Source organism: Desulfosalsimonas sp., from assembly GCF_055149105.1.
This window is the reverse complement of the sequence record NZ_JBSRLA010000068.1, coordinates 1-18,500: the sequence shown is the minus strand read 5'-3', so window position 1 is coordinate 18,500 and position 18,500 is coordinate 1. Positions and strand designations below refer to the sequence as shown.

At 52.1% G+C, this 18,500-nt stretch carries 15 protein-coding genes; 5 read left to right on the top strand and 10 right to left on the bottom strand.

Annotated features, from left to right (window positions below):
- Positions 1-141 precede the first annotated feature (141 nt).
- Complete coding sequence (corA, locus tag ACTCIA_RS14150; RefSeq protein ID WP_463002461.1) at positions 142-1,200, bottom strand: magnesium/cobalt transporter CorA; 1,059 nt, start codon at positions 1,198-1,200, stop codon at positions 142-144.
- A gap of 306 nt (positions 1,201-1,506) precedes the next feature.
- Here corA and ACTCIA_RS14145 point away from each other — a divergent pair, with 306 nt between their 5' ends.
- Positions 1,507-3,234, top strand: a complete 1,728-nt coding sequence (locus ACTCIA_RS14145) for a YcaO-like family protein (RefSeq protein WP_463002460.1) — start codon at positions 1,507-1,509, stop codon at positions 3,232-3,234.
- Here the strand turns inward: ACTCIA_RS14145 and ACTCIA_RS14140 are convergent.
- Genes ACTCIA_RS14140 through ACTCIA_RS14130 form a run of 3 tightly spaced genes read right to left on the bottom strand, consistent with a single transcriptional unit; the run spans position 3,224 to position 5,963 of the window.
- Positions 3,224-4,042, bottom strand: a complete 819-nt coding sequence (locus ACTCIA_RS14140) for an ABC transporter ATP-binding protein (RefSeq protein ID WP_463002459.1) — start codon at positions 4,040-4,042, stop codon at positions 3,224-3,226. The two genes, ACTCIA_RS14145 and ACTCIA_RS14140, sit on opposite strands and share 11 nt — an antisense overlap.
- Positions 4,039-5,037 carry a FecCD family ABC transporter permease gene (locus ACTCIA_RS14135; protein ID WP_463002458.1) on the bottom strand — a complete coding sequence of 333 codons (999 nt, stop codon included), beginning with the start codon at positions 5,035-5,037 and terminating at the stop codon, positions 4,039-4,041. The genes ACTCIA_RS14140 and ACTCIA_RS14135 overlap by 4 nt, the downstream gene beginning before the upstream one ends.
- A complete protein-coding gene (locus ACTCIA_RS14130) occupies positions 5,034-5,963 on the bottom strand; it encodes an ABC transporter substrate-binding protein (RefSeq protein WP_463002457.1) in 930 nt (309 codons plus the stop codon). The genes ACTCIA_RS14135 and ACTCIA_RS14130 overlap by 4 nt, the downstream gene beginning before the upstream one ends.
- Before the next feature lie 271 nt (positions 5,964-6,234).
- Here ACTCIA_RS14130 and ACTCIA_RS14125 point away from each other — a divergent pair, with 271 nt between their 5' ends.
- Complete coding sequence (locus ACTCIA_RS14125; protein WP_463002456.1) at positions 6,235-7,761, top strand: dynamin family protein; 1,527 nt, start codon at positions 6,235-6,237, stop codon at positions 7,759-7,761.
- Positions 7,758-8,399, top strand: coding sequence for a RecX family transcriptional regulator (locus ACTCIA_RS14120; RefSeq protein WP_463002455.1), 642 nt, complete (start codon positions 7,758-7,760; stop codon positions 8,397-8,399). The genes ACTCIA_RS14125 and ACTCIA_RS14120 overlap by 4 nt, the downstream gene beginning before the upstream one ends.
- Before the next feature lie 22 nt (positions 8,400-8,421).
- Here the strand turns inward: ACTCIA_RS14120 and ACTCIA_RS14115 are convergent, their stop codons facing one another.
- The 3 genes from ACTCIA_RS14115 to ACTCIA_RS14105 all read right to left on the bottom strand — a co-directional run bounded on the left by ACTCIA_RS14115 (position 8,422) and on the right by ACTCIA_RS14105 (position 12,511).
- Positions 8,422-9,210 carry a ParA family protein gene (locus ACTCIA_RS14115; protein ID WP_463002454.1) on the bottom strand — a complete coding sequence of 263 codons (789 nt, stop codon included), beginning with the start codon at positions 9,208-9,210 and terminating at the stop codon, positions 8,422-8,424.
- Positions 9,211-9,212: 2 nt separating this feature from the next.
- A complete protein-coding gene (locus tag ACTCIA_RS14110) occupies positions 9,213-11,507 on the bottom strand; it encodes a dynamin family protein (RefSeq protein WP_463002453.1) in 2,295 nt (764 codons plus the stop codon).
- Positions 11,508-11,656: 149 nt separating this feature from the next.
- Positions 11,657-12,511 carry a hypothetical protein gene (locus ACTCIA_RS14105; protein WP_463002452.1) on the bottom strand — a complete coding sequence of 285 codons (855 nt, stop codon included), beginning with the start codon at positions 12,509-12,511 and terminating at the stop codon, positions 11,657-11,659.
- A 256-nt stretch (positions 12,512-12,767) separates the two neighbouring features.
- On the opposite strand from ACTCIA_RS14105, the gene ACTCIA_RS14100 reads away from it, so the two are divergent.
- On the top strand, positions 12,768-14,423 hold the full coding sequence (locus ACTCIA_RS14100) for an FAD-dependent oxidoreductase (protein ID WP_463002451.1): 1,656 nt from the start codon (positions 12,768-12,770) through the stop codon (positions 14,421-14,423).
- 302 nt (positions 14,424-14,725) lie between these two features.
- Complete coding sequence (locus tag ACTCIA_RS14095; protein WP_463002450.1) at positions 14,726-16,075, top strand: RNA-guided endonuclease TnpB family protein; 1,350 nt, start codon at positions 14,726-14,728, stop codon at positions 16,073-16,075.
- Between the two features lie 366 nt (positions 16,076-16,441).
- Here the strand turns inward: ACTCIA_RS14095 and ACTCIA_RS14090 are convergent, their stop codons facing one another.
- From ACTCIA_RS14090 to ACTCIA_RS14080, 3 genes are all read right to left on the bottom strand, one after another.
- Entirely contained in the window at positions 16,442-16,591 is a 150-nt protein-coding gene (locus ACTCIA_RS14090) for a hypothetical protein (RefSeq protein ID WP_463002449.1), read from the bottom strand.
- A gap of 389 nt (positions 16,592-16,980) precedes the next feature.
- Positions 16,981-17,478 (bottom strand): HVO_A0114 family putative DNA-binding protein, encoded by a 498-nt coding sequence (locus ACTCIA_RS14085; RefSeq protein ID WP_463002448.1) that lies wholly within the window; start codon positions 17,476-17,478, stop codon positions 16,981-16,983.
- Complete coding sequence (locus ACTCIA_RS14080) at positions 17,418-17,780, bottom strand: hypothetical protein (protein ID WP_463002447.1); 363 nt, start codon at positions 17,778-17,780, stop codon at positions 17,418-17,420. Before ACTCIA_RS14080 ends, ACTCIA_RS14085 begins: the two co-directional genes overlap by 61 nt.
- Between the last annotated feature and the right edge of the window lie 720 nt (positions 17,781-18,500).

Here is an 18,500-nt window from a genome sequence, read left to right as displayed (position 1 = left end):
GTCTGATTTCAGATGGTGCCGTAAAAAGTTCAAGATCAAGGCTTGCGCAATTTCGAAGAATGCAGCGTACTTATCCGTACGTGAAATTCTGAGAAATTGTGCGTAACGCAGATATTGGACTTTTTACGGCGCCATCAGGATTTACAGCCATTTTCTGCGCTTGAACCAGACCAAAAGCCCGGCGAAAATCCCGAGAAACACCGCCCACAGCGCCGGGTAGGCCCAGGGCCGGGACAATTCGGGCATGTATTCGAAATTCATTCCATAGACCCCGGCAATAAAGGTCAGTGGGATAAAAATGGTGGCAATCACGGTGAGCACCTTCATAACCTCGTTCATCCTGTTGCTCACCGTGGTCAGGTAAATATCAAGCACTCCGGAGAGCATATCGCGATGGGTTTCCACGGTGTCTGAGACGTGGATGGCGTGATCATAGACATCGCGCAGATAGACGCGCACATCATCGCTGATCAGATCCGTGTCATCCCGCAGCAGATTATGGATGATCTCGCGCACCGGCCAGACCGCTTTTTTTAAAAAAATAATCCGGCTGCGGCTTTGATGAATGGCCTGGACAATTTCCTCTCCCGGATCTTCTATCACCTCGTCCTGAAGATCTTCGATCTGCTCTCCGATTTGTTCCATGATCAGAAAATATTGATCCACGATCATGTCCATCAGGGCATATGCCAGGTAATCTGCGCCCAGTTTCCGGATCCGGCCCTTGCCCTTGCGGATCCGCTCCCGGACCGGGTCAAACACATCCCCTGGCTTTTCCTGCAAAGAGATCACCAGGCCGGGCCGAACCACAAGGCTGACCTGCTCATGATCCAGCCGCTTTTGACCGGGGTCATAACCGATCATCTTCAGAATCGCAAACAAATAGGTGTCATAATCATCGAGCTTGGGCCGGCCCTCTGTGTTTAGCATGTCTTCGAGCACCAGGGGATGCAGATCAAACATCTGCCCCAGCCCGGCGATCAGATCCGGGTCATGGACCCCGGAGATGTTGATCCAGGTGACACTGTCTTCTGAAACCGCCTGCATGCAGTCTTCTATATTCGCATCCGCTGTTTCGGTATACCAATCCCGGCTGTATTGGATTATGGAAACACATATATCCGCAGCCCCCTCATCGCCCACGTAAACCAGCGAACCCGGAGCCATTCCAATTTTCGTGCTGACTTTCTCAGATGCCATCAGGCTGCGCCCCCCTTTGGGCAATTTTTTCGCTCCTGAGCGTTTACGGACAACTATTTGAAAATAATTTATTGATGTTACTTAACACTTAATCACTTAAAACTTAACACTGCCTTTAAAAAAGACCTTTTACAGGCTTATCAAAGTTCAGCCTGAAAACTGTTCAATAAAGAATATACGGAAAACCAAATTCCTGTCAACGTGGGTTTTGCCCACACAAGGCTTGACGATATGCGCCGGCTTGCATATGGTAAGTTCCTTTTATTGATTTCAAAACCGGATACAAACAAAAGGATGATATCTGAAATGAATCCGAAATGGATACTCAAGGACGCATATAAAACATTTACCGCAGACCAGGACAAAATCGCCGACCCGCAGGAAACCGTGGCAAAAGTCAGGCGCCGGTTTGCCGAACAGAACCTGGCCGTACTGGCCAAAACCGTACGCATTGACACGGGCCGGCTGGATATCCCGGTTTATGTTTCCGTGTGCGGCCCGGATGCCCGGGCCCTGACCGGCACAGCCAAACAGATGGGAAAAGGCGCCACCCCGGCCCAGGCAGAGGCCAGCGCGGTCATGGAGCTGGTGGAGCGGTTCAGCTTTTACAGTTTTGCCGCAGACCCGGCCAATTTCGTGGAAGCCACCCGGCCGGAAATGGGCGAATCCGGCCTGCCCTTTGAGGCCATTGCCGCATCCGTCCACGATGACTCAGAAGACCTGGAAGCCGCAGCCCGGGTATTTGACACCCTGCCCTTTAAATGGGCCATGGGCGCCAATCTCACCCGCGGCCATGACGTGCGGGTTCCTTTTGAATGGTTTTTTGCCATCAACGAGTTCAACGGCACTTCTGCGGGCAACTGCCTGGAAGAAGCCCTTTGCCAGGGAATCTGTGAAATTGTGGAGCGCCACGTATCCGATAGGGTCTGCCGGGAGCAGATCCCCGTGCCCGGCATTGACCCGTCATTGGCAACAGATCCCATGGTCCTGGAAATGCTGGAAAAATACAAAAATAACGGAATCCGGGTATTTTTGTCGGATTTTTCCTTAGGCACGGGCATTGCCACGGTCGGGGCCCTGGCCTTTGATCCGGAGACCTTTCCGCACCAAAGCGAGATTGTCTGGACCGCGGGCACGGCCCCGAATCCGGAAAAAGCCCTGTCGCGCGCTCTGGCTGAAACCGCCCAGCTTGCCGGTGATTTTCACACCGGATCCAATTATGTGGCAAGCGGGCTGCCCAAGCCGGCCGGACCGGCAGATGTCGCGCATATCACCGAACCCGGCATGATCAAAAACATCAGGGACCTGCCCGATATCTCAGACCGCAATATCCGAATCGAGGTTCAGCGCTGCATTGCCGCCTTAAAGCAGCAGAACCTGGATGTCATCACCATGGATACCACCCACCCGGGCCTCGGGGTATGTGCTTTGTACACGGTGGTTCCGGGCGCGCGCTTCAGGGAGCGGGCTGCAGCCGGAAGTGTGGGCATGTTCTGTGCCCGGCTGATCACGGAAAAATTTGAACCGCAAGAGGCCGCACAACGGCTGGCGCAAATGGATGCCATGATGCCGGGTAAATATTACGTGCAGTTTTATCTGGGAAAAACCCGAATGGACCTCGGGGAGACAGAGACGGCCATAGCGCTTTTCCAATCCGCGCTCGCCCTTGATCCCCACGCCCAGGATGTTGCCAGTATCTATTCCTACATGGGCCAGGCATTGAAAGACGCAGGCGACTATGACCATGCCCTGGAAAGTGCGGAAAAAGGGCTTGAGTGGGACCATGAACGCACTGATTTGCACAACCTGGCCGGATTCTGCCATTTTAAGAAAAAAGATCACGAAGCAGCGATTGACAGTTTTTCCCGGGTGATTGCGCTGAACCCGGCATCGGGCATTGATCATGCCAACCTGGCGGTCAACTACCGGGAAATGGGGGACACTGAGGCGGCAGTGCGATTTTTCCGGATTGCCCTGGATCTGGACCCTTCCCTGGAGTTTGCCCGGCAGCACCTGGAAGCACTCAGGAAATAAGGGCTTTGAGATCCTCCCGGATATAGCGGCCCGGCACAGGGGTCACCCGGGGCATGGGGCCAAGGGGGCTTTGATCCACAAGCAGAGGACACCCATAAGCCGCCTCCAGGGTTTCATAGGTCAGCACCCGGTCCGGGGGGCCCCACTGGATCATTTTTCCCTGGTGCAAAAGCATCAGGGTGTTGGCGTACATGGCCGCCAGGTTCATGTCATGAGAGACCATGACCACGGTAATGTTTTTTTCATTGCGCATCTTCTCCATCAGGTCCATGACCCGGAGCTGATGGGAGATGTCCAGGGCAGCTGTGGGCTCGTCTAGCAAAATCAGTTCCGGCTCCTGGCAAATGGCCCTGGCGATAAAAACCCGCTGGCGCTCGCCACCGCTTAGCTGGTCCATGCGCCGATCTGCCAGGCGGGCAACGCCGGTAAAATCCATGGCCTGATCGGCCAGGGCATGATCCCTGGACGATTCCAGGCCGAATGTGCCCAGATGCGGACTGCGGCCAAACAATACCACGTCTCTGACCCGGAATGGAAAATCCATGGGCACCTGCTGGGGCACAAATGCCATGCGCCGGGCAAGGTCCCTTCTGCCGTAGCTTTTAAGCCTTCGGCCTAAAATCTGCACCCGGCCGGACACAGGCCTGAGCAGACCGGCCATGATTTTCATCAAAGTGGTTTTGCCGGAACCGTTGGGGCCGATAAGAATAAAGCATTCACCTGTTTTGACCTCAAAGGATACCTCTTTGAGCACGGTTTGATCCGCATAAGCCGCAGATACGCCTGTAACCGAAACAGCCGGGTTCATGCGCTGCTCCTTCTCAGCAGAAAAATAAAAACAGGCGCGCCGATCATGGCGGTGATCACCCCGGCGGGCATTTCCCCCTGCCTGGGCAAAACACGGGCCAGCAGGTCACAGAGCACCAGGTAGGCCGCGCCGCCGAAAATACAGGCCGGGGTCAGGACCCGGTGGTCCGAGCCCAGCAGCAGCCGCAGCAGATGCGGAATCACCAGGCCCACAAAGGCAATCAGCCCGCACTGAAACACTGTTGCGCTGACCATAAAAGAGGTGAGCACCAGCAAACTCACACTCACCAGCCGGACATTAACGCCCATGGACTGGGCCATTTCCCTTCCCATCAGCAGCAGGTTCATTTTGTGCGACAGCCAGAAAATGGCGGCAAAGCAGGGCAGCACCATCATGGCCAGAAGACGGGCTTCGGCCATTCCCCCGGAGGACAAGTCCCCCATGAGCCAGAACATGATGTTCTGCAGCCGGGCATCCCTGGCAAGGGAGAGCAGAAACATGATACCGGCTGAACAAAACGCATTGACCATGACTCCGGAAAGCAGCAGGGATTCCTTTTTGGCCGTGGTCTGCCCGGAGGCAATACCCAAAACCAGAAACAGAGTGGCCATACCGCCGGCAAACGCCAGCATCCCTACCCCCGGAAACCGGGCCAGGCCCAAAAGAATGCCGATGATCGCACCAATGGCCGAACCACCGGAGATTCCCAGGATATAGGGCTCTGCCAGGGGATTTCGCAAAAGCGCCTGGAAAACCAGACCGCCAAGGGAAAGGGATGCGCCCACAAGGGCGGCCAGAAGCACCCGGGGAAACCGTATTTTCCAGATAATCGAATGCATCAGGCTTTCATCCCGGAAAAAATCCCGAATGGCCCGGATAACGTCTGCCGCCCCGGCTCCGGAGGAGCCCATGGTCAGGCCCAGAAATCCGGCTGCCGCCAAAAGCACGGCCAGAATCGCAGAAACCAGAAATATTCGCTTGACCACGGCCGTCATCTCGCGCTGTCCCCGTCACTGTCAAACAGTTGCGGATGGATGAGCCGGACCAGTTCTTCAAGCCCTTTGACCAGTCGGGGCGAAGGGCGGTCGTATAAATTGGAGTCCACCAGGTGAATGCGCTCATCGGCCACCGCGGGCAGATCCTCCCATTGCCGCCACTGGTGCAGCACCCGGTCGAAAACCTTCTGTCTGTCCATGGAGGTGACAATGATAACCTCCGGGGCCAGGGCCAGCACATCCTCCACTGAATACCTGGGATATCCGGGATGGCCGCCGGCCAGGTTGCGGCCTCCGGCCTTTTGAATCAATTCGTTGATAAAGGTGTTGGACCCGGCTGAAACAATGGGATCCACACCGATCTGGAAAAATACCCCGGGGCGGTGGGACACACTGTCCACTTTTTTGCTCACCTCGGCCATGCGCTGATCCATATCCGAGACCACCTCGGCGGCGCGCTGCTCTGCCCCGAGGATTGTACCAATGTCGGATATGGTCTGCATCACCGAGTCCAGGTCCCTGGGATTGACCGCATACACGGCAATGCCCATTTGCTCCAGACGCCGGATAATGCTCAATGGATTGCCGTCCTTGATGGCAATGCACAGATCCGGCTTCAGGGACACGATTTTTTCCAGATCCAGATAAACATATGACCCCACAGATGGCAACTCCCCGGCCTCTGCGGGATAATCGCTGTACTGGGTTGCACCCACCAGGCGCTGCTGACTGTCCAGGGAATAGACAATCTCCGTAATACTCGGCGCCAGGCTTACCACGCGGTCCGGATCATCGGGCACCCGGACCTTTCGGCCGGTGTGATCCATGACCGTCTCCGCATGCACAAAACCGGCGGAAAGCAAAAAAAACAAAAAAATCACCGGCCGGATTTTCCGGCCGGCTGGCTTTGTGTTGTCATTGGCCATCTGAGACCTCTTTTATGCGATCAATGATCATGCGTGCAGGATTCAGGGCCGAGCCGCTGGTTTCCAACACCATGCTTTTTCCATCTGTGTTCACCGGCCATTGAAAGCCGGCTTTGGGGATCAAAACTGAAATTCGTGGGTATCCTAACCGGAAACAACCTGATATTCAAGGGTGTTCAATCAATTTTCCCGAATTGTGCTTTTGGTTCATCTGGTATCCGGGTCTTTACCAGCGCTTGACCTGCCTGATATTTATTGATAAAGAAAAAGAATGTACCGGGAAAACTACATAAATGCACTGCGCCTGGAAATGGTGGAAATGGTGCGCGACGGGCTCTCGCCTGTGGCGCTCAAGTATGGGTACTCGGACGTGGCCCTGGAGAGCACCATCAAGTGGCGCCCGCTTGTGCTGGTGGTGGGCAACTATTCCTCTGGCAAATCCACCCTGATCAACGAATTTCTGGGCGGGGATGTGCAGGCGGTGGGACAGGCCCCCACAGATGATTCCTTTACCATTATCACCTATGATGATGCGGTTGCTGAACAGGGCACGGTCCGGGTCACGGAAGAGCGCGACGGAAAATATCTGCTAAACGACCCGGATTATCCGTTTGAAATCCTGAAAAAGCACGGACAGCGCTTTGCATCCCATTTCCGGCTCAAAAAGGTCAATTCCCCTTTTCTCAGAAATCTGGCCATCATTGACACACCCGGCATGCTCGATTCCATCACGGAACGGGACCGGGGCTACAATTACCAGGATGTGATCGGGGATCTGGCCCAACTGGCCGATCTGGTGCTGGTGCTATTTGATCCGCACAAAGCCGGCACCGTGCGCGAGGCCCACACCAGCCTGCGCGAGACCATATCCGCCCGAACCTTTGAGGACCGGGTTCTTTTTGTGCTCAACCGAATTGATGAATGTTCATCCTTAAGTGATTTGCTCCAGGTCTACGGGACCCTTTGCTGGAATCTGTCTCAGATCACGGGCCGAAAAGACATTCCGGCCATTCACCTGACCTACTCATCCAGGGCGGCCGGCAAAGCTGACTCCAGCCGGCCCGGCTCACACGACTTTCTCTATCATCTTCAGAATCAGCGCAAAAAGCTCAGGGAGTCGGTCCTGGACGCCCCGCGCCGGCGGCTTGACAACCTGGCCTCGTTTATCGAAACCCATTCCGAACGCCTTGACCAGTTTCTCGAAGCCCTTCTGACCCACCGAAAAAGAACACAAAAATTCCAGCTCAAGCTCACACTGATCGGGGCGGTTTTAAGTGTTTTGCTGGGCGGGGCGGCGGCTTACGGGGCCGTAATTTTCGGCCTGGCCGGCGCCCTGACCGATCCATGGGCCATGGTCCTTGCAGTGGCGGCCCTGGGCGCAGGGCTGGCTTTTTGGATTTACGGTCCCATGCGCATCATGATGAAGGCCTTTCAGCGCAGGTGGCGAAAAAAAACCGATTCCATCATTTCCCTGGATACCCAGACCCGCAAAGACAACTGGCAGTCCGTGGGCCCCCTGGTATTTCGCTACCTTCAGAAAACCGGCGGCCGCTACCCTGTAAAAATCCTGAAGAATGAATATGCACAGGTCCATGAAATCTACACCGAGGGCAGCCGGGAAGTCAGAAAAGCCTTAAATGAGCTGGCCAACATGGCACCGGATCAGGCAGTGTTTGACAACATTTCCAGGCCCATTGAAGATGAAGAGTTTTCCGGCGATAAATCCGCAGATGATGCCGGTGACCCGGATCAATTGCCCCCGCCCCCTCAGGACCGGCCCGCAGCTTCGGAAAAATGAGTCCCGCCATTACCGCCATTTCCCCACAGAAGAAAAACCGGGGCCGCTGCAATATATTTGTTGACGGTGAGTATGCCTTTTCATTGTCTGAAAAACTGGCGGCACCGCTTCAGGTGGGCGCGGTACTGACTTCTGAGGAAAAACAGCGGCTGCTGGACGAAGATGAGAAGCAAAAAGCCTTTCAACGGTGCCTGCACTACCTGCAGTACCGGCCCCGCAGCCGGGCGGAAATCATCGCATACCTGGAGAAAAAAGATTTTTCAGGGCCTGCTGTTAAAAACGCGCTCAGCCGGCTGGAATCCTACGGTTACATTGATGATGAAGCCTTTGCCCGCATGTGGATTGAAAGCCGCTGCCGCAGCCGGCCAAGGGGGGAATTTGCCCTGCGCTATGAACTGCGGCAGAAAGGTGTCAATGAAGCCATCATCGACCGGATGCTTGCAGACTTTGAAGAAACCGGGCCGGCGTGGCGGGCCGTGGCCCCCCGGCTTTCGGCCTGGGCAAAGCTGGACCGGACCGAATTGAAGCAAAAATTCTATCAATACCTCAACCGCCGGGGATTTTCCTGGGAAACCTGCCAGACGGTATGGGCGCAGGCCCTGGTGTTTCTGGACACATCGGCTGAAAAAAAATATTAGAGAACCCGGCACAAACGGCCTGCTATGGCGCCCTTTTGAGAAATTCCGCTGCCAGGGCTGTAAAATCCCGTGCGCCATTGCTGGTTTTGCGGTAAAATACCACGGGTTTGGCCGCCTCGGTGCTTGCGGCAATGGTGGTGTTGGCGCGAATGGCCGTATCATAGAGCATGTGGGAGTAGCGCTCATCGCTTCGCAGCCGGTCCAGAATCATGTTGCTGACCCGGGTGCGCTGATCAAAAAAAGTCGGTACAAGCCCGGAAATCCGCAATTCCGGATTGATCTCCTCCTGTACAGCCTCGATGGTGTCAAACAGGTCTGTCAGGGCCCGGAAGGCATAGGGCTGGGTCTGGCAGGGCACCAGCACTTCCCGGCAAAAGGCAAACACGTTGATGGTCAAAAGCGACAGGCTCGGCGGGGTGTCCATGAGAATGACGTCATAGTTTTTTGCCAATCCCTTCAGAGCCATATTCAGACGGTTTTCCCGGCCCTCGGCTTCCACCAGCTCCAATTCCGCACCGGCCAGATCAATATGGGAGGCGATGAGCTCCAGGTTTTTCCATTTGGTGGGAAAAACCGCATCTGCGGCATTGTACTCATCCGGTGCGGTCATCAGCTCATAGACGGTTATGGCCTCATCATCGGCTTCAATGCCCAGGCCGCTTCCGGCATTGTGCTGGGGGTCCATGTCCACGACCAATACCCGCTTGCCCATTGCAGACAGGGCAGCACCAAGATTGATTACCATTGCGGTTTTGCCCACGCCCCCTTTTTCATTGGCCACCGCCACCAAACGCGCCTGCTTTGCCGCCATTGTCACCTCCTTGTCATGGATTGCTGCGCCTCATGGCCGGTGCCGGCTCCGGTGCCTGCAGGGCCTCGCGGGGCAAGGGACTTTTTCATGCTTTCAATCCGCCCCTTGATCTGGTCAAGCTCGGCAATCATTTCATCGGTCACAGCCATGGATTTTTTCTTTTCCTCCTGGCTGCTGTTGCTGATTTCCCGGATACGGGTCAGGTCTGTGGCATATGTTTCAAACCGCTGCACCAGCCATTGACTCATTTCCCCGGCCACCGCATCAATGAGCTTAAACAGGTACTGAAACTTTAAATTTTCCCGGTAATTTTTAAAATGAAACACCACCTTGGTCTCGGTTTCCCGTTTGATCCTGGCCACACCGCTTTCCAGGGCGGAAAAATCCGCGGTTCCGGCAGCCTGGCCACGTTTGACCAGTTGCCTGACCCCCTGAAGCATGCGGAAAAAACCAAGCTTCATAAACGCTTCGGTCTGAATGCCCCTGGTATAGTCAAGGGTGGCCGCTGCGTTGGGCATGTGGATGCCGCCGGTTTTTTTAACCCCGTCAAGTGAAACCGCAAGGGCCTGCTCCGTGGTGTCAGTGCCGGTGATTTGTTCCCGGGGCCGGTTGTTTTTTGCAAGATCAGCCAGGGTCTCCTGTATCATGCTTTCATAAGGCCGGCAGATGGATTCAAGGTATTCGAAGATATAATGTTCGTTTTCCGCGACAAAGCCGAAAATCCGGGGATTGATCTGCTCTGCCATATAGAGGTCAAGATTTTCCTTAAAATCCCGGAACACCGCAAGCAGGGTGCCAGACAGCCCGATTTCCGACAGCATGGCCCTGTATGCATCCGGGGCAATATGATAGTTTCGGATAAAGTCCACCACAGCCGGCACCACTTGTCCGTGGCGAGTGTCAAAAAACCGGTCTGCATTGGTTTTCAACTCTTTTTTGAGCTGGCGGCATGCTCCGTCAAAGGTGGTGTTGATCATGGAGCGGATTTTTTCAGTTTTTTTCTGCTGCTGACGAATCTCGCTGATGAGCTCATCTGTACCCCTGGCATCGGATGAAAGCGCCCTGCGGTTTAAAACCAGCCACTGCTCAAAATCCGAACAAACCGTTTCCATGCGCTGAAGCTGGTTTTTGAGCAAAAGCATGTAGCGCTGATCCGTGATCAGATTGTTGAAATCCGTCTCAAAGCGATTTTTTTCCTTTTGGGAAAATTCCGCCAGGGCCTTGTCGCCGCGCCACTGCTTCAGACGGGCGCTGTCTTTTTCCGGCAGGATTTCACTGATATCGGAAAACAGGGCATAAAGGCTGGAAAACGTATATATTGCAGGAGAATCGGTCAAAAGCCCAAGATCCCGGCCGATCCCGCCGGCCACCCGCTGTAAGTCGTCAAGGTTTTCATGTTCGTTTAAATCGCAGTTGACCACAAACAACACATTGCCCATGGCTCCCATCTGTTTGATCATGGACATGAATTTAAAATCCGCCTGCCGTATGCCGGTGCGGCTGCTTATCAGGTATATGATCAGATCTGATTTGTGCAGATAATCCTGGATCATGGCAAGGTGCAGGGGATTGGGGGAATCACTGCCCTGACAGTCAGCGATTTCTATATTTTCAGCCATATTGCCGGAATTGATAAACAGCTCCAGGTCCTTTAAATATACCGCCAGTTCCTGGTTGCCTGCAAATCCCTGATGCTCGTAAAAATCACGCCCTGAATAATGCAGCGTTTCGGTCTGATCCGAGATAATCCCGGAAACCTTGTCGTATCCCTGCAGGTAGGAATCAAGCAGCACACTGCTGACACTGCGGCTGTCACGGCTGACAAAGTATCCGGATTCAAGGCCGGCAAGGGCCTGGGCCAAATCCCGGCGGTCAGATGGGTTGCGTATGTCAAAGGGTTCTGAGGACGAACGCCAGCCCGCAAACGGAAAAAGGCTCAGGGCCTGGCTGATCTCGCTGTTGATCTCGTCCCAGGACTTGAAATAAACAACTGCTTTAAGCTGGTCCGAGCGTCTGACCCGGGTGACAATGGAAGTGATGACCCCTGCCCCCCGTTTCAGGTAATCGCCTGAAAACAGGGAATTGATAAACGTGCTTTTGCCCGACTTGATGGTACCCACAACGGCCATTCGCAGCAGGTCTTCTTCCAGGCGCCGGCGGCAGTTCCGGCATATATCGGCCCATGTTTCCGGTTTTCTGTCAGAGCGTGAAGGCATTTGCTCCGAGGCCCGGACAGCAAGGTTTTCCAGCTCCAGGGCGGCTGCGCCCAGATCCTTTTTAACTGTCTGCTGAGTCATACATTTTTCCTGCAATAATCCCTGAGCTGCCTTTATTTATGGTGCCGAAGTCTTTTGTAAAGTTTGAAACTATGACACGGTAAAACCGGATTGTCAAAAATATTTATTAGATATCCCCTGCAAACCGTTATGGGAAACCGATTGCCGCATTACAATTCATCGAGCATCTGCCGGGCCTTTTTCTCCCAGTAGGGATTGTCTGTCAACGATATCGCCTCTTCCAGCAAATCCCGGGCTTCTTGTTTGGGCTCGCTGCCCCACTTGTCCATTAATATCTCAGCCATGTACACATGGGCCGTAACACCGTGCGAGGTTTCGAAATACTCGGTTTTCTGAAACTCGCGGTATAACTCCAGGGCGCGGTCCTTGTCATTGTAGGGCCAGGGCACCACCTGCCAGAAGCGGCCCAGGGCCACAATGGGGCCGCCGTTTTCAAAATCCTTGTCCATTTCATAGGCTTTTTCCAGATTCTCCTGGGTTTTGTTCTTCAGCCCTTCTTTCAGGGCGGTGATAAGGCCCACCCCGTCTGAATACGTGCCCACGCACAGGCCGTAGTAATAATACCCGTTGGGCTTGTCGGGTTGCAGTTCCCGTGCCCGGGCGGCATATTTCATGCCCTTTTTGCCGTATTCAGCACAGATGTCCTTCCACCCGTCAACCTGCCGCTTTTGGGCCAGATCCCCGTAGTACCGGCATGCCCTGGCGCATTTCCAGTTGAATTCAAAATTGTCCGGATCATCTTCAAGGACCTGTTCATAAATCTCAACCACCCGTTTGAAATCCTCCAGATCCCCCCTGGCAAAAAAGGCTTCCGCGTCCCGGATCAGGTCGGAAACCTTTTGTTTTGCAACTTCTGCGGCATCTTCGGCCTTGTCCATGGTTTCCTGCACCTGCTCAGCCACCCTGTCCTCCTTGTTTTCACTTTCACTGCACCATGCAGGATGCTGAATCAAGAGAACAAGGCCCAGAATGGCGGCTGCCATCAATGTCATCTGCGATTTCATGTACTTTCCTCCCTTTTGAAGTTGTCAGAAAAATTAACAAAAAACCCGGCCTTAAATGCTGCATTGCTTCTCTGTCAATTATATACGACGAAACCATGAAACAGATCAATCCCATATTTTTTTAACTCGCCGTTGCCGACTGTTTTGATATGTGTCAGTGATTTGCATAAAAACGACTTCATGGCCATTATTTATAAACAAATCCACCCGGTTTACTTATCGGTTTTAGACACAACCATGCAAGGAGTCCAGTCATATGCCTGAACAAAACAACGGCGGTCACAACCACGAGCATCACCATGAGGATACCCGAAAAGAGCTTGAACGGATTTTCTCCGCAGTTAAAAAACCGGTGCATATTTATCTGTTTACCCGCAAAAACAAAAACGAAACCTACAATGACCTGGCCCGGCAGGTGCTGCAATTGGTGGGAAAGGTCAACGACAAAATCATTGTCAAAACCTACGGCCTGGATCATTCCCTGGCAGACAAATACGGCGTTTCCCATTCTCCCACCATTGTCTTTGAACCCGAAACCGTCAATATCCAATGGCTGGGCGCCCCGGCGGGAGAAGAGGGGCGTACCCTGGTGGAACTGATTCTGCTGCTGGCTTTTCAAAATCCCAACCTTGGAGAAGATGCCGCCTCGGTACTGGAACAAATTACAGGGCCCCGGCATGTGAAGGTTTTTGTCAGCCCCACATGCCCCTATTGTCCCCAGCAGGCGATCAATGCCATTAAGGCGGCCATGGCGCACCCGGATCAGATTTCTCTGGAGATCATCGACATCCAGGCGTTTCCGGAGATCGCCAAGGAATATGATGCCCAGTCCGTGCCCCAGGCTTTTGCCAACGAAAGCCTCATCGCCCTGGGCGCCCAGACCGAAGAGCTGTTTGCCGCCTCCCTGCTCAAAATGGAACAGCAAAACATTTTTATCCCGGACAACGATGCCCCGGAGGTGGAGGCGGACCTTGTGATCGTCGGCGGCGGACCGGCAGGGCTGAGTGCGGGCATATACGCGGCCAGAAGCGGATTTCATGCCGTGGTCATTGAAAGAGAGGCCCTGGGCGGACAGGTGGCCATCACGCCGGTGGTGGAAAATTATCCCGGATTCAACCAGGTGGGCGGCAAGGCGCTTGTGGACATGATGGTTTCCCACGCCCTGGAGTATGTCCGGATTTTCCAGAGCGAAGAAGTCCTGGAAGTGGAAAAGGATCCGGGCCAGCCCCGCCCGTTTACCGTAAAGACAAACCGCAGGAAATTTTTTACCAGGGCCATTTTGCTTGCAACCGGCGCCAGACACCGAAAACTCAACATCCCCGGCGAATCCAGACTTTCCGGGAGGGGGGTGAGCTATTGCTCCACATGCGACGGTCCCATTTTCAAGGGCAGGAAGGTGATCATCGTTGGCGGCGGCGACAGTGCGGCAACCGATGCCCTGCACATGCACAATATCGGGGTGGATGTGTCCATCGTGCACTGGAAAGACCGTCTCGATACCCAGGACTACCTGGCCCGGCAGATAGCAGAAACCGGCATTCCGGTAATCTACAACACAGAGGCAAAGGAAATAATGGGTGACAGAAGCGTGCAAAAGGTTGTCCTGGAAAACAACCAGACCGGTAAGAAGCAGGAAGTAAAGGTGGACGGGGTTTTTGTTGCCATCGGATACGAACCTGCAGTGGACCTTGCCCGAAAACTCGGGGTCCGCCTGACCCCTCAGGGTTATATCGCCCACGAAAACCACCGGACCAACATCGAGGGTATTTATACAGCCGGCGATGTCACCGGCGGTTTTAACCAGATTGTGATTGCCAGCGGCCAGGGATCGGCCGCCGCCCTGACCATTTTTGAAGACCTGATCCACCCGTTCCAGCACAAAAAAGCCGATAAACAGGTTTCCGGGCAGTAAAGCGACTGAGAATCATCCAAAAATGATGAAAACTGATAGCACGAAGTAAAGACCGGCAGGGGGGAGATATAAAACATATATGGAGGCGGCACCCGGATTCGAACCGGGGAATACATTTGAAATGATTGACAATTTTAAGCAAGTGGACACCAGATGGACCCAAAGGAATAAGGAAATGCCAAAAGAAAAACTGTTCGGCCTCACAAAAAATGATTTCGACATCCAACTCTGCAGCCATCCAAAGTCCGCCATAATCAACGACGACGAGGAACAAGTGTTAGAATAAATAAAGGGAGATTATTGTGATACCGGAAGGGAAACAACCCTCTGTCAAACGAACAGTAAAGCTTAAAATTTATCCCGTCGCAGATACCCCTGACGAAAAGAAACAAAGCTGGAAGCGAATTCAGCAAATTTCAGAAAATGCTTGGCGAGCTGCAAATTGGATTGCTTCAGGACAATATATCAATGATCAACTAATACGCCGAATTTATGCCAGAAAAAAAATCGATCCGACAGATATCGAAGCGGTTAATCAAATTGAAAAAGAAATATTTTCAAAAGAGGGTTTTTTTCATACTAAACGACAAGCATCCACAGAGCGCGACGTCAAGGAAAAATTTCCAGAGCTGCCTTCTTCAATTACCAACCCCTTAAACCAGGTGGTCTTTGCCAGCTATAAGTCAGATAAGCCAGATCTTTTAGCGGGTTATCGTTCGCTAAGAACCTACCGAAGGGGCATGCCGGTAACCACAACAAAAGCAAGCATCAAATTCACAATGATTAATGGTAATCATCAAATTTTATGGAAGCTATCCAAATCGGAAAAGATCCGGTTTTCCATAATCTATGGCCAGGATAAGGCGAACAACTATTTAACAATACAACGAATAATTGATAGCGAAATTGACTTTTCTGCACCACAAATACAACTAAAGGGTAGAGATCTTTTTTTGCTGTTACCTTTGAGGGAACCAGTCCTACAAACGACACTCAAAAAAGAGATAAGTGTCGGAGTGGATCTGGGCATTGTAATCCCAGCTTATATCGCCATAAACGATGGTCCTCAGAGGCAGGCAATCGGAAATAAGGATGATTTCTTTAGAATCCGGACACAGATGCAGTATCGCAGGAGAAAACTTCAACAATCCATTAAAAGTGCAAGAGGTGGTCAAGGCCGGGGGCGTAAGCTAAAGGCCTTGAATCGGCTTAAAGACAAAGAGCGCCAGTTCGCAAGGTCTTACAACCACATGATCAGTAAAAAGATTGTAGACTTCGCACTCAAAAATCGAGCCGGCAGCATCAAACTGGAATTGCTGGAAGGATTTTCAAAAGATAAACGCGACAACGTTATTCTCAGAAATTGGTCGTATTTCGAGCTTCAGGTATTAATCGAACAAAAGGCCCAACGAAAGGGTATCAAGGTTTTTAAGATCGATCCTTATAGGACTAGCAAAACTTGTTCGGCATGTGGCCACTATGAAATAGGGCAGCGAGAAATGCAATCCAAGTTTGTCTGTGCAGTCTGCGGCTTAAGCATAAACGCTGATTACAATGCAGCATTAAACATTGCCAGATCTTCAAACATTGTGAAAAAAAAAGAAGACTGTGAATATTACAAAAACACGGCTGGGCCCACAGCCGAAGGGTGAGGCTCAAAATAGCACTCACTAACCACTCGTTTTTTTGTTAGCTCCAGATAATGTGTTTTGCCTTGGGTCTCTGCATTATCTTGGGGTAGCATCCCTGCGCGTGTGGATGGGTCGAGGTAGCTCCGCGCCTTAGAAACTGAGACTTAGTAGCGTCCCTGCGCGTGTGGATGACTCTGCTGCGACGTGTTGTTGATCCTGTCCGGATCAGTAGCGTCCCTGCCCGCCTGGCAAGCACTGCCAAAACCACTGTTCTGCTTACCTTCCTGTTGATGAATTTAGAAAGGCGGCTGAGGCCATTCTTTTTTGGCTTTTGTATAATCTGCGCATTTTGAGTCAAACTGGAAACCCTATTCAGCATCGGCAGCGTTATGTATCGAAATTTGGAGCAAGTTTTTCAGGAAACCCCATTTGATCTTTATGCATATCATATAATGAAACAATTCCAGTTATAGAATCTCTATGTTTAACAACCTTTGTATCCTTATACCAAGGCAATTCTTTAATTTTTTTTCCCACCAATACTCCTTTTCCGGATCTGTATTCAAAAACACTTTGATTCTTTCTCCTGTCCCTGTGTCATTAGAAGCATAGAACACGATTTCATGTAACAGTCTTAGATCTGTTCCGTCTTCTTGGTGATTTTTTAATTTCCTTTCACTGCCCCCTTTGACCTGACACAACACAGACACACTCATACATTGCACACTTCACACACACATCAAATCAGGGGCTATTCCGATCAAACACAGACCTAAAAAAAGGAAGCCGCGTAGTTGACAAGCAGAGGAGAAAAGGCCGGTATAATAAAAAAAGTGGAGACTGGCAGATCCTTTCGAGTCTGCAGCGACACACATCTACACCGAAATCCGCCTTTTCTCCGCTTGTCAATGCAGCGGACTCTTTTTTTACATCCAGTATTTCCAGGCCCTTCCAAGAACTCTATGGGCATGCAACTCAAATTCAATCTTTACGACGATGTATGGGAGAACAATACGCCCGGTATCGGTACGATCCAGAATCCCGACATTTAAAAGCGCGGTGACATCACCATGACCGGCCTTGACATCACGCCCTGAACGCCGTGCGGCTTCACGGATTGATACAGGACCTGTCCCGCAAAGAACCTTGAGAAGTTCCCAACGCTTTGCAGTTAGCACCCACCAAAGCGGGTCCTGGGATGAAAAACTGACACGGGCGGACTCCATAGGGATACCCCTCTTCCACGCCTGTTTAAAATCCACCATGGAATCCGCGGGATTTCGTACATCAAGAGTCAGGATTTTTGATTGTTCCGGCTGATCAAAATTATTTTCGGTCAGATTTCTCTTCCAGTTGCGGTGGATTATAGGGTCCAGTGATAATTCATTCCTGCCCGGCGCGTTGCCCTGCGTTGCCTTCCCCACGGATAATATCTGTAAGTCCTGTATCCGGAAACCGATTGTTTGCTTGGTTTCATGCGCCGAATCCGCTGCGTGTTGGGGTGCTTGCACCTTCCGTCTTCTTCAACCGGCGAAACCTTAATGACAGAACCGTCATCAAGGGGCCACTGCCCCGAGCCGGACTCGCCGAAGTTTTGCTGGCCGACCTTGCGCAGGGCAAGCAGGGCCTGCCGGAGGCTCATCCCCGGCAGGATAGGGTTGACGCCGTTTTCCGGAAGGTTGTCGGTTTTGCCGCCGCTGGCAACAACTGCCTTGTCTGAAAGCATACCCTGTTCCTTTGTCTGTACTTTCACTTTTCTGCCAGTGAAATGATTGACTTTTTTTCACATATCAAAATCTGACCAAGGGCAAAACCTTATTTCCCGTATAAGCATACAGACGATAAAAAATTCATTTTGTCCCAAGTGTAGGTCCCATTAGGTTTCTATTTTTTCCAGGGAACGAACCGTTTCAGCCGCGGCGTGATAAACCTCCGTGAAATCATAATGGCGGTAATAATACCGGTTAATCTGCCGATAGGCCCGGAACAGATCATTGCGGATGAATGACAGGAGGGGAAAAGAAAACCTTGGTAATGTGCAAAAAGAAATTTTGTCGGGTGGCATGTAACCGCTATGGTCCACTCTACGGAGACAAATAGCCGCGAGGCATTATAGCCGAATGTGCAATTCGAATGCGGCCCGGGAACTCGTGAAACCCCCGAACAGTCAGATCGATGGGATTACAAAGTCAAAAGTGCGAAAATTCAGGACACTACCAAGATTATTTATCATCTGCCAATTCATTTAATGTTATCAAAGTATCTTCGGAACCCTCATAATGTAAATATCTTTCGAATCCCATTAATATTTGATAAACTTTTTGAGCCTTTGTACTCTGATTCCTTCTAGTGATTCTCCACCCGCGTAGCGGGTGGCCTCAGGTAGCCCCCTAAAAGGGGGCTTGAATTGGGGAAGTCCTTTGTGCTTATTGGTTACTCAAAATCA

What these genes read in the sequence shown, in the direction of transcription:
- corA (WP_463002461.1), bottom strand. Translation starts at nt 1,200, where the DNA reads ATGGCATCTGAGAAAGTCAGCACGAAAATTGGAATGGCTCCGGGTTCG.
- ACTCIA_RS14145 (WP_463002460.1), top strand. Translation starts at nt 1,507, where the DNA reads ATGAATCCGAAATGGATACTCAAGGACGCATATAAAACATTTACCGCA.
- ACTCIA_RS14140 (WP_463002459.1), bottom strand. Translation starts at nt 4,042, where the DNA reads ATGAACCCGGCTGTTTCGGTTACAGGCGTATCTGCGGCTTATGCGGAT.
- ACTCIA_RS14135 (WP_463002458.1), bottom strand. Translation starts at nt 5,037, where the DNA reads ATGACGGCCGTGGTCAAGCGAATATTTCTGGTTTCTGCGATTCTGGCC.
- ACTCIA_RS14130 (WP_463002457.1), bottom strand. Translation starts at nt 5,963, where the DNA reads ATGGCCAATGACAACACAAAGCCAGCCGGCCGGAAAATCCGGCCGGTG.
- ACTCIA_RS14125 (WP_463002456.1), top strand. Translation starts at nt 6,235, where the DNA reads ATGTACCGGGAAAACTACATAAATGCACTGCGCCTGGAAATGGTGGAA.
- ACTCIA_RS14120 (WP_463002455.1), top strand. Translation starts at nt 7,758, where the DNA reads ATGAGTCCCGCCATTACCGCCATTTCCCCACAGAAGAAAAACCGGGGC.
- ACTCIA_RS14115 (WP_463002454.1), bottom strand. Translation starts at nt 9,210, where the DNA reads ATGGCGGCAAAGCAGGCGCGTTTGGTGGCGGTGGCCAATGAAAAAGGG.
- ACTCIA_RS14110 (WP_463002453.1), bottom strand. Translation starts at nt 11,507, where the DNA reads ATGACTCAGCAGACAGTTAAAAAGGATCTGGGCGCAGCCGCCCTGGAG.
- ACTCIA_RS14105 (WP_463002452.1), bottom strand. Translation starts at nt 12,511, where the DNA reads ATGAAATCGCAGATGACATTGATGGCAGCCGCCATTCTGGGCCTTGTT.
- ACTCIA_RS14100 (WP_463002451.1), top strand. Translation starts at nt 12,768, where the DNA reads ATGCCTGAACAAAACAACGGCGGTCACAACCACGAGCATCACCATGAG.
- ACTCIA_RS14080 (WP_463002447.1), bottom strand. Translation starts at nt 17,780, where the DNA reads ATGCTTTCAGACAAGGCAGTTGTTGCCAGCGGCGGCAAAACCGACAAC.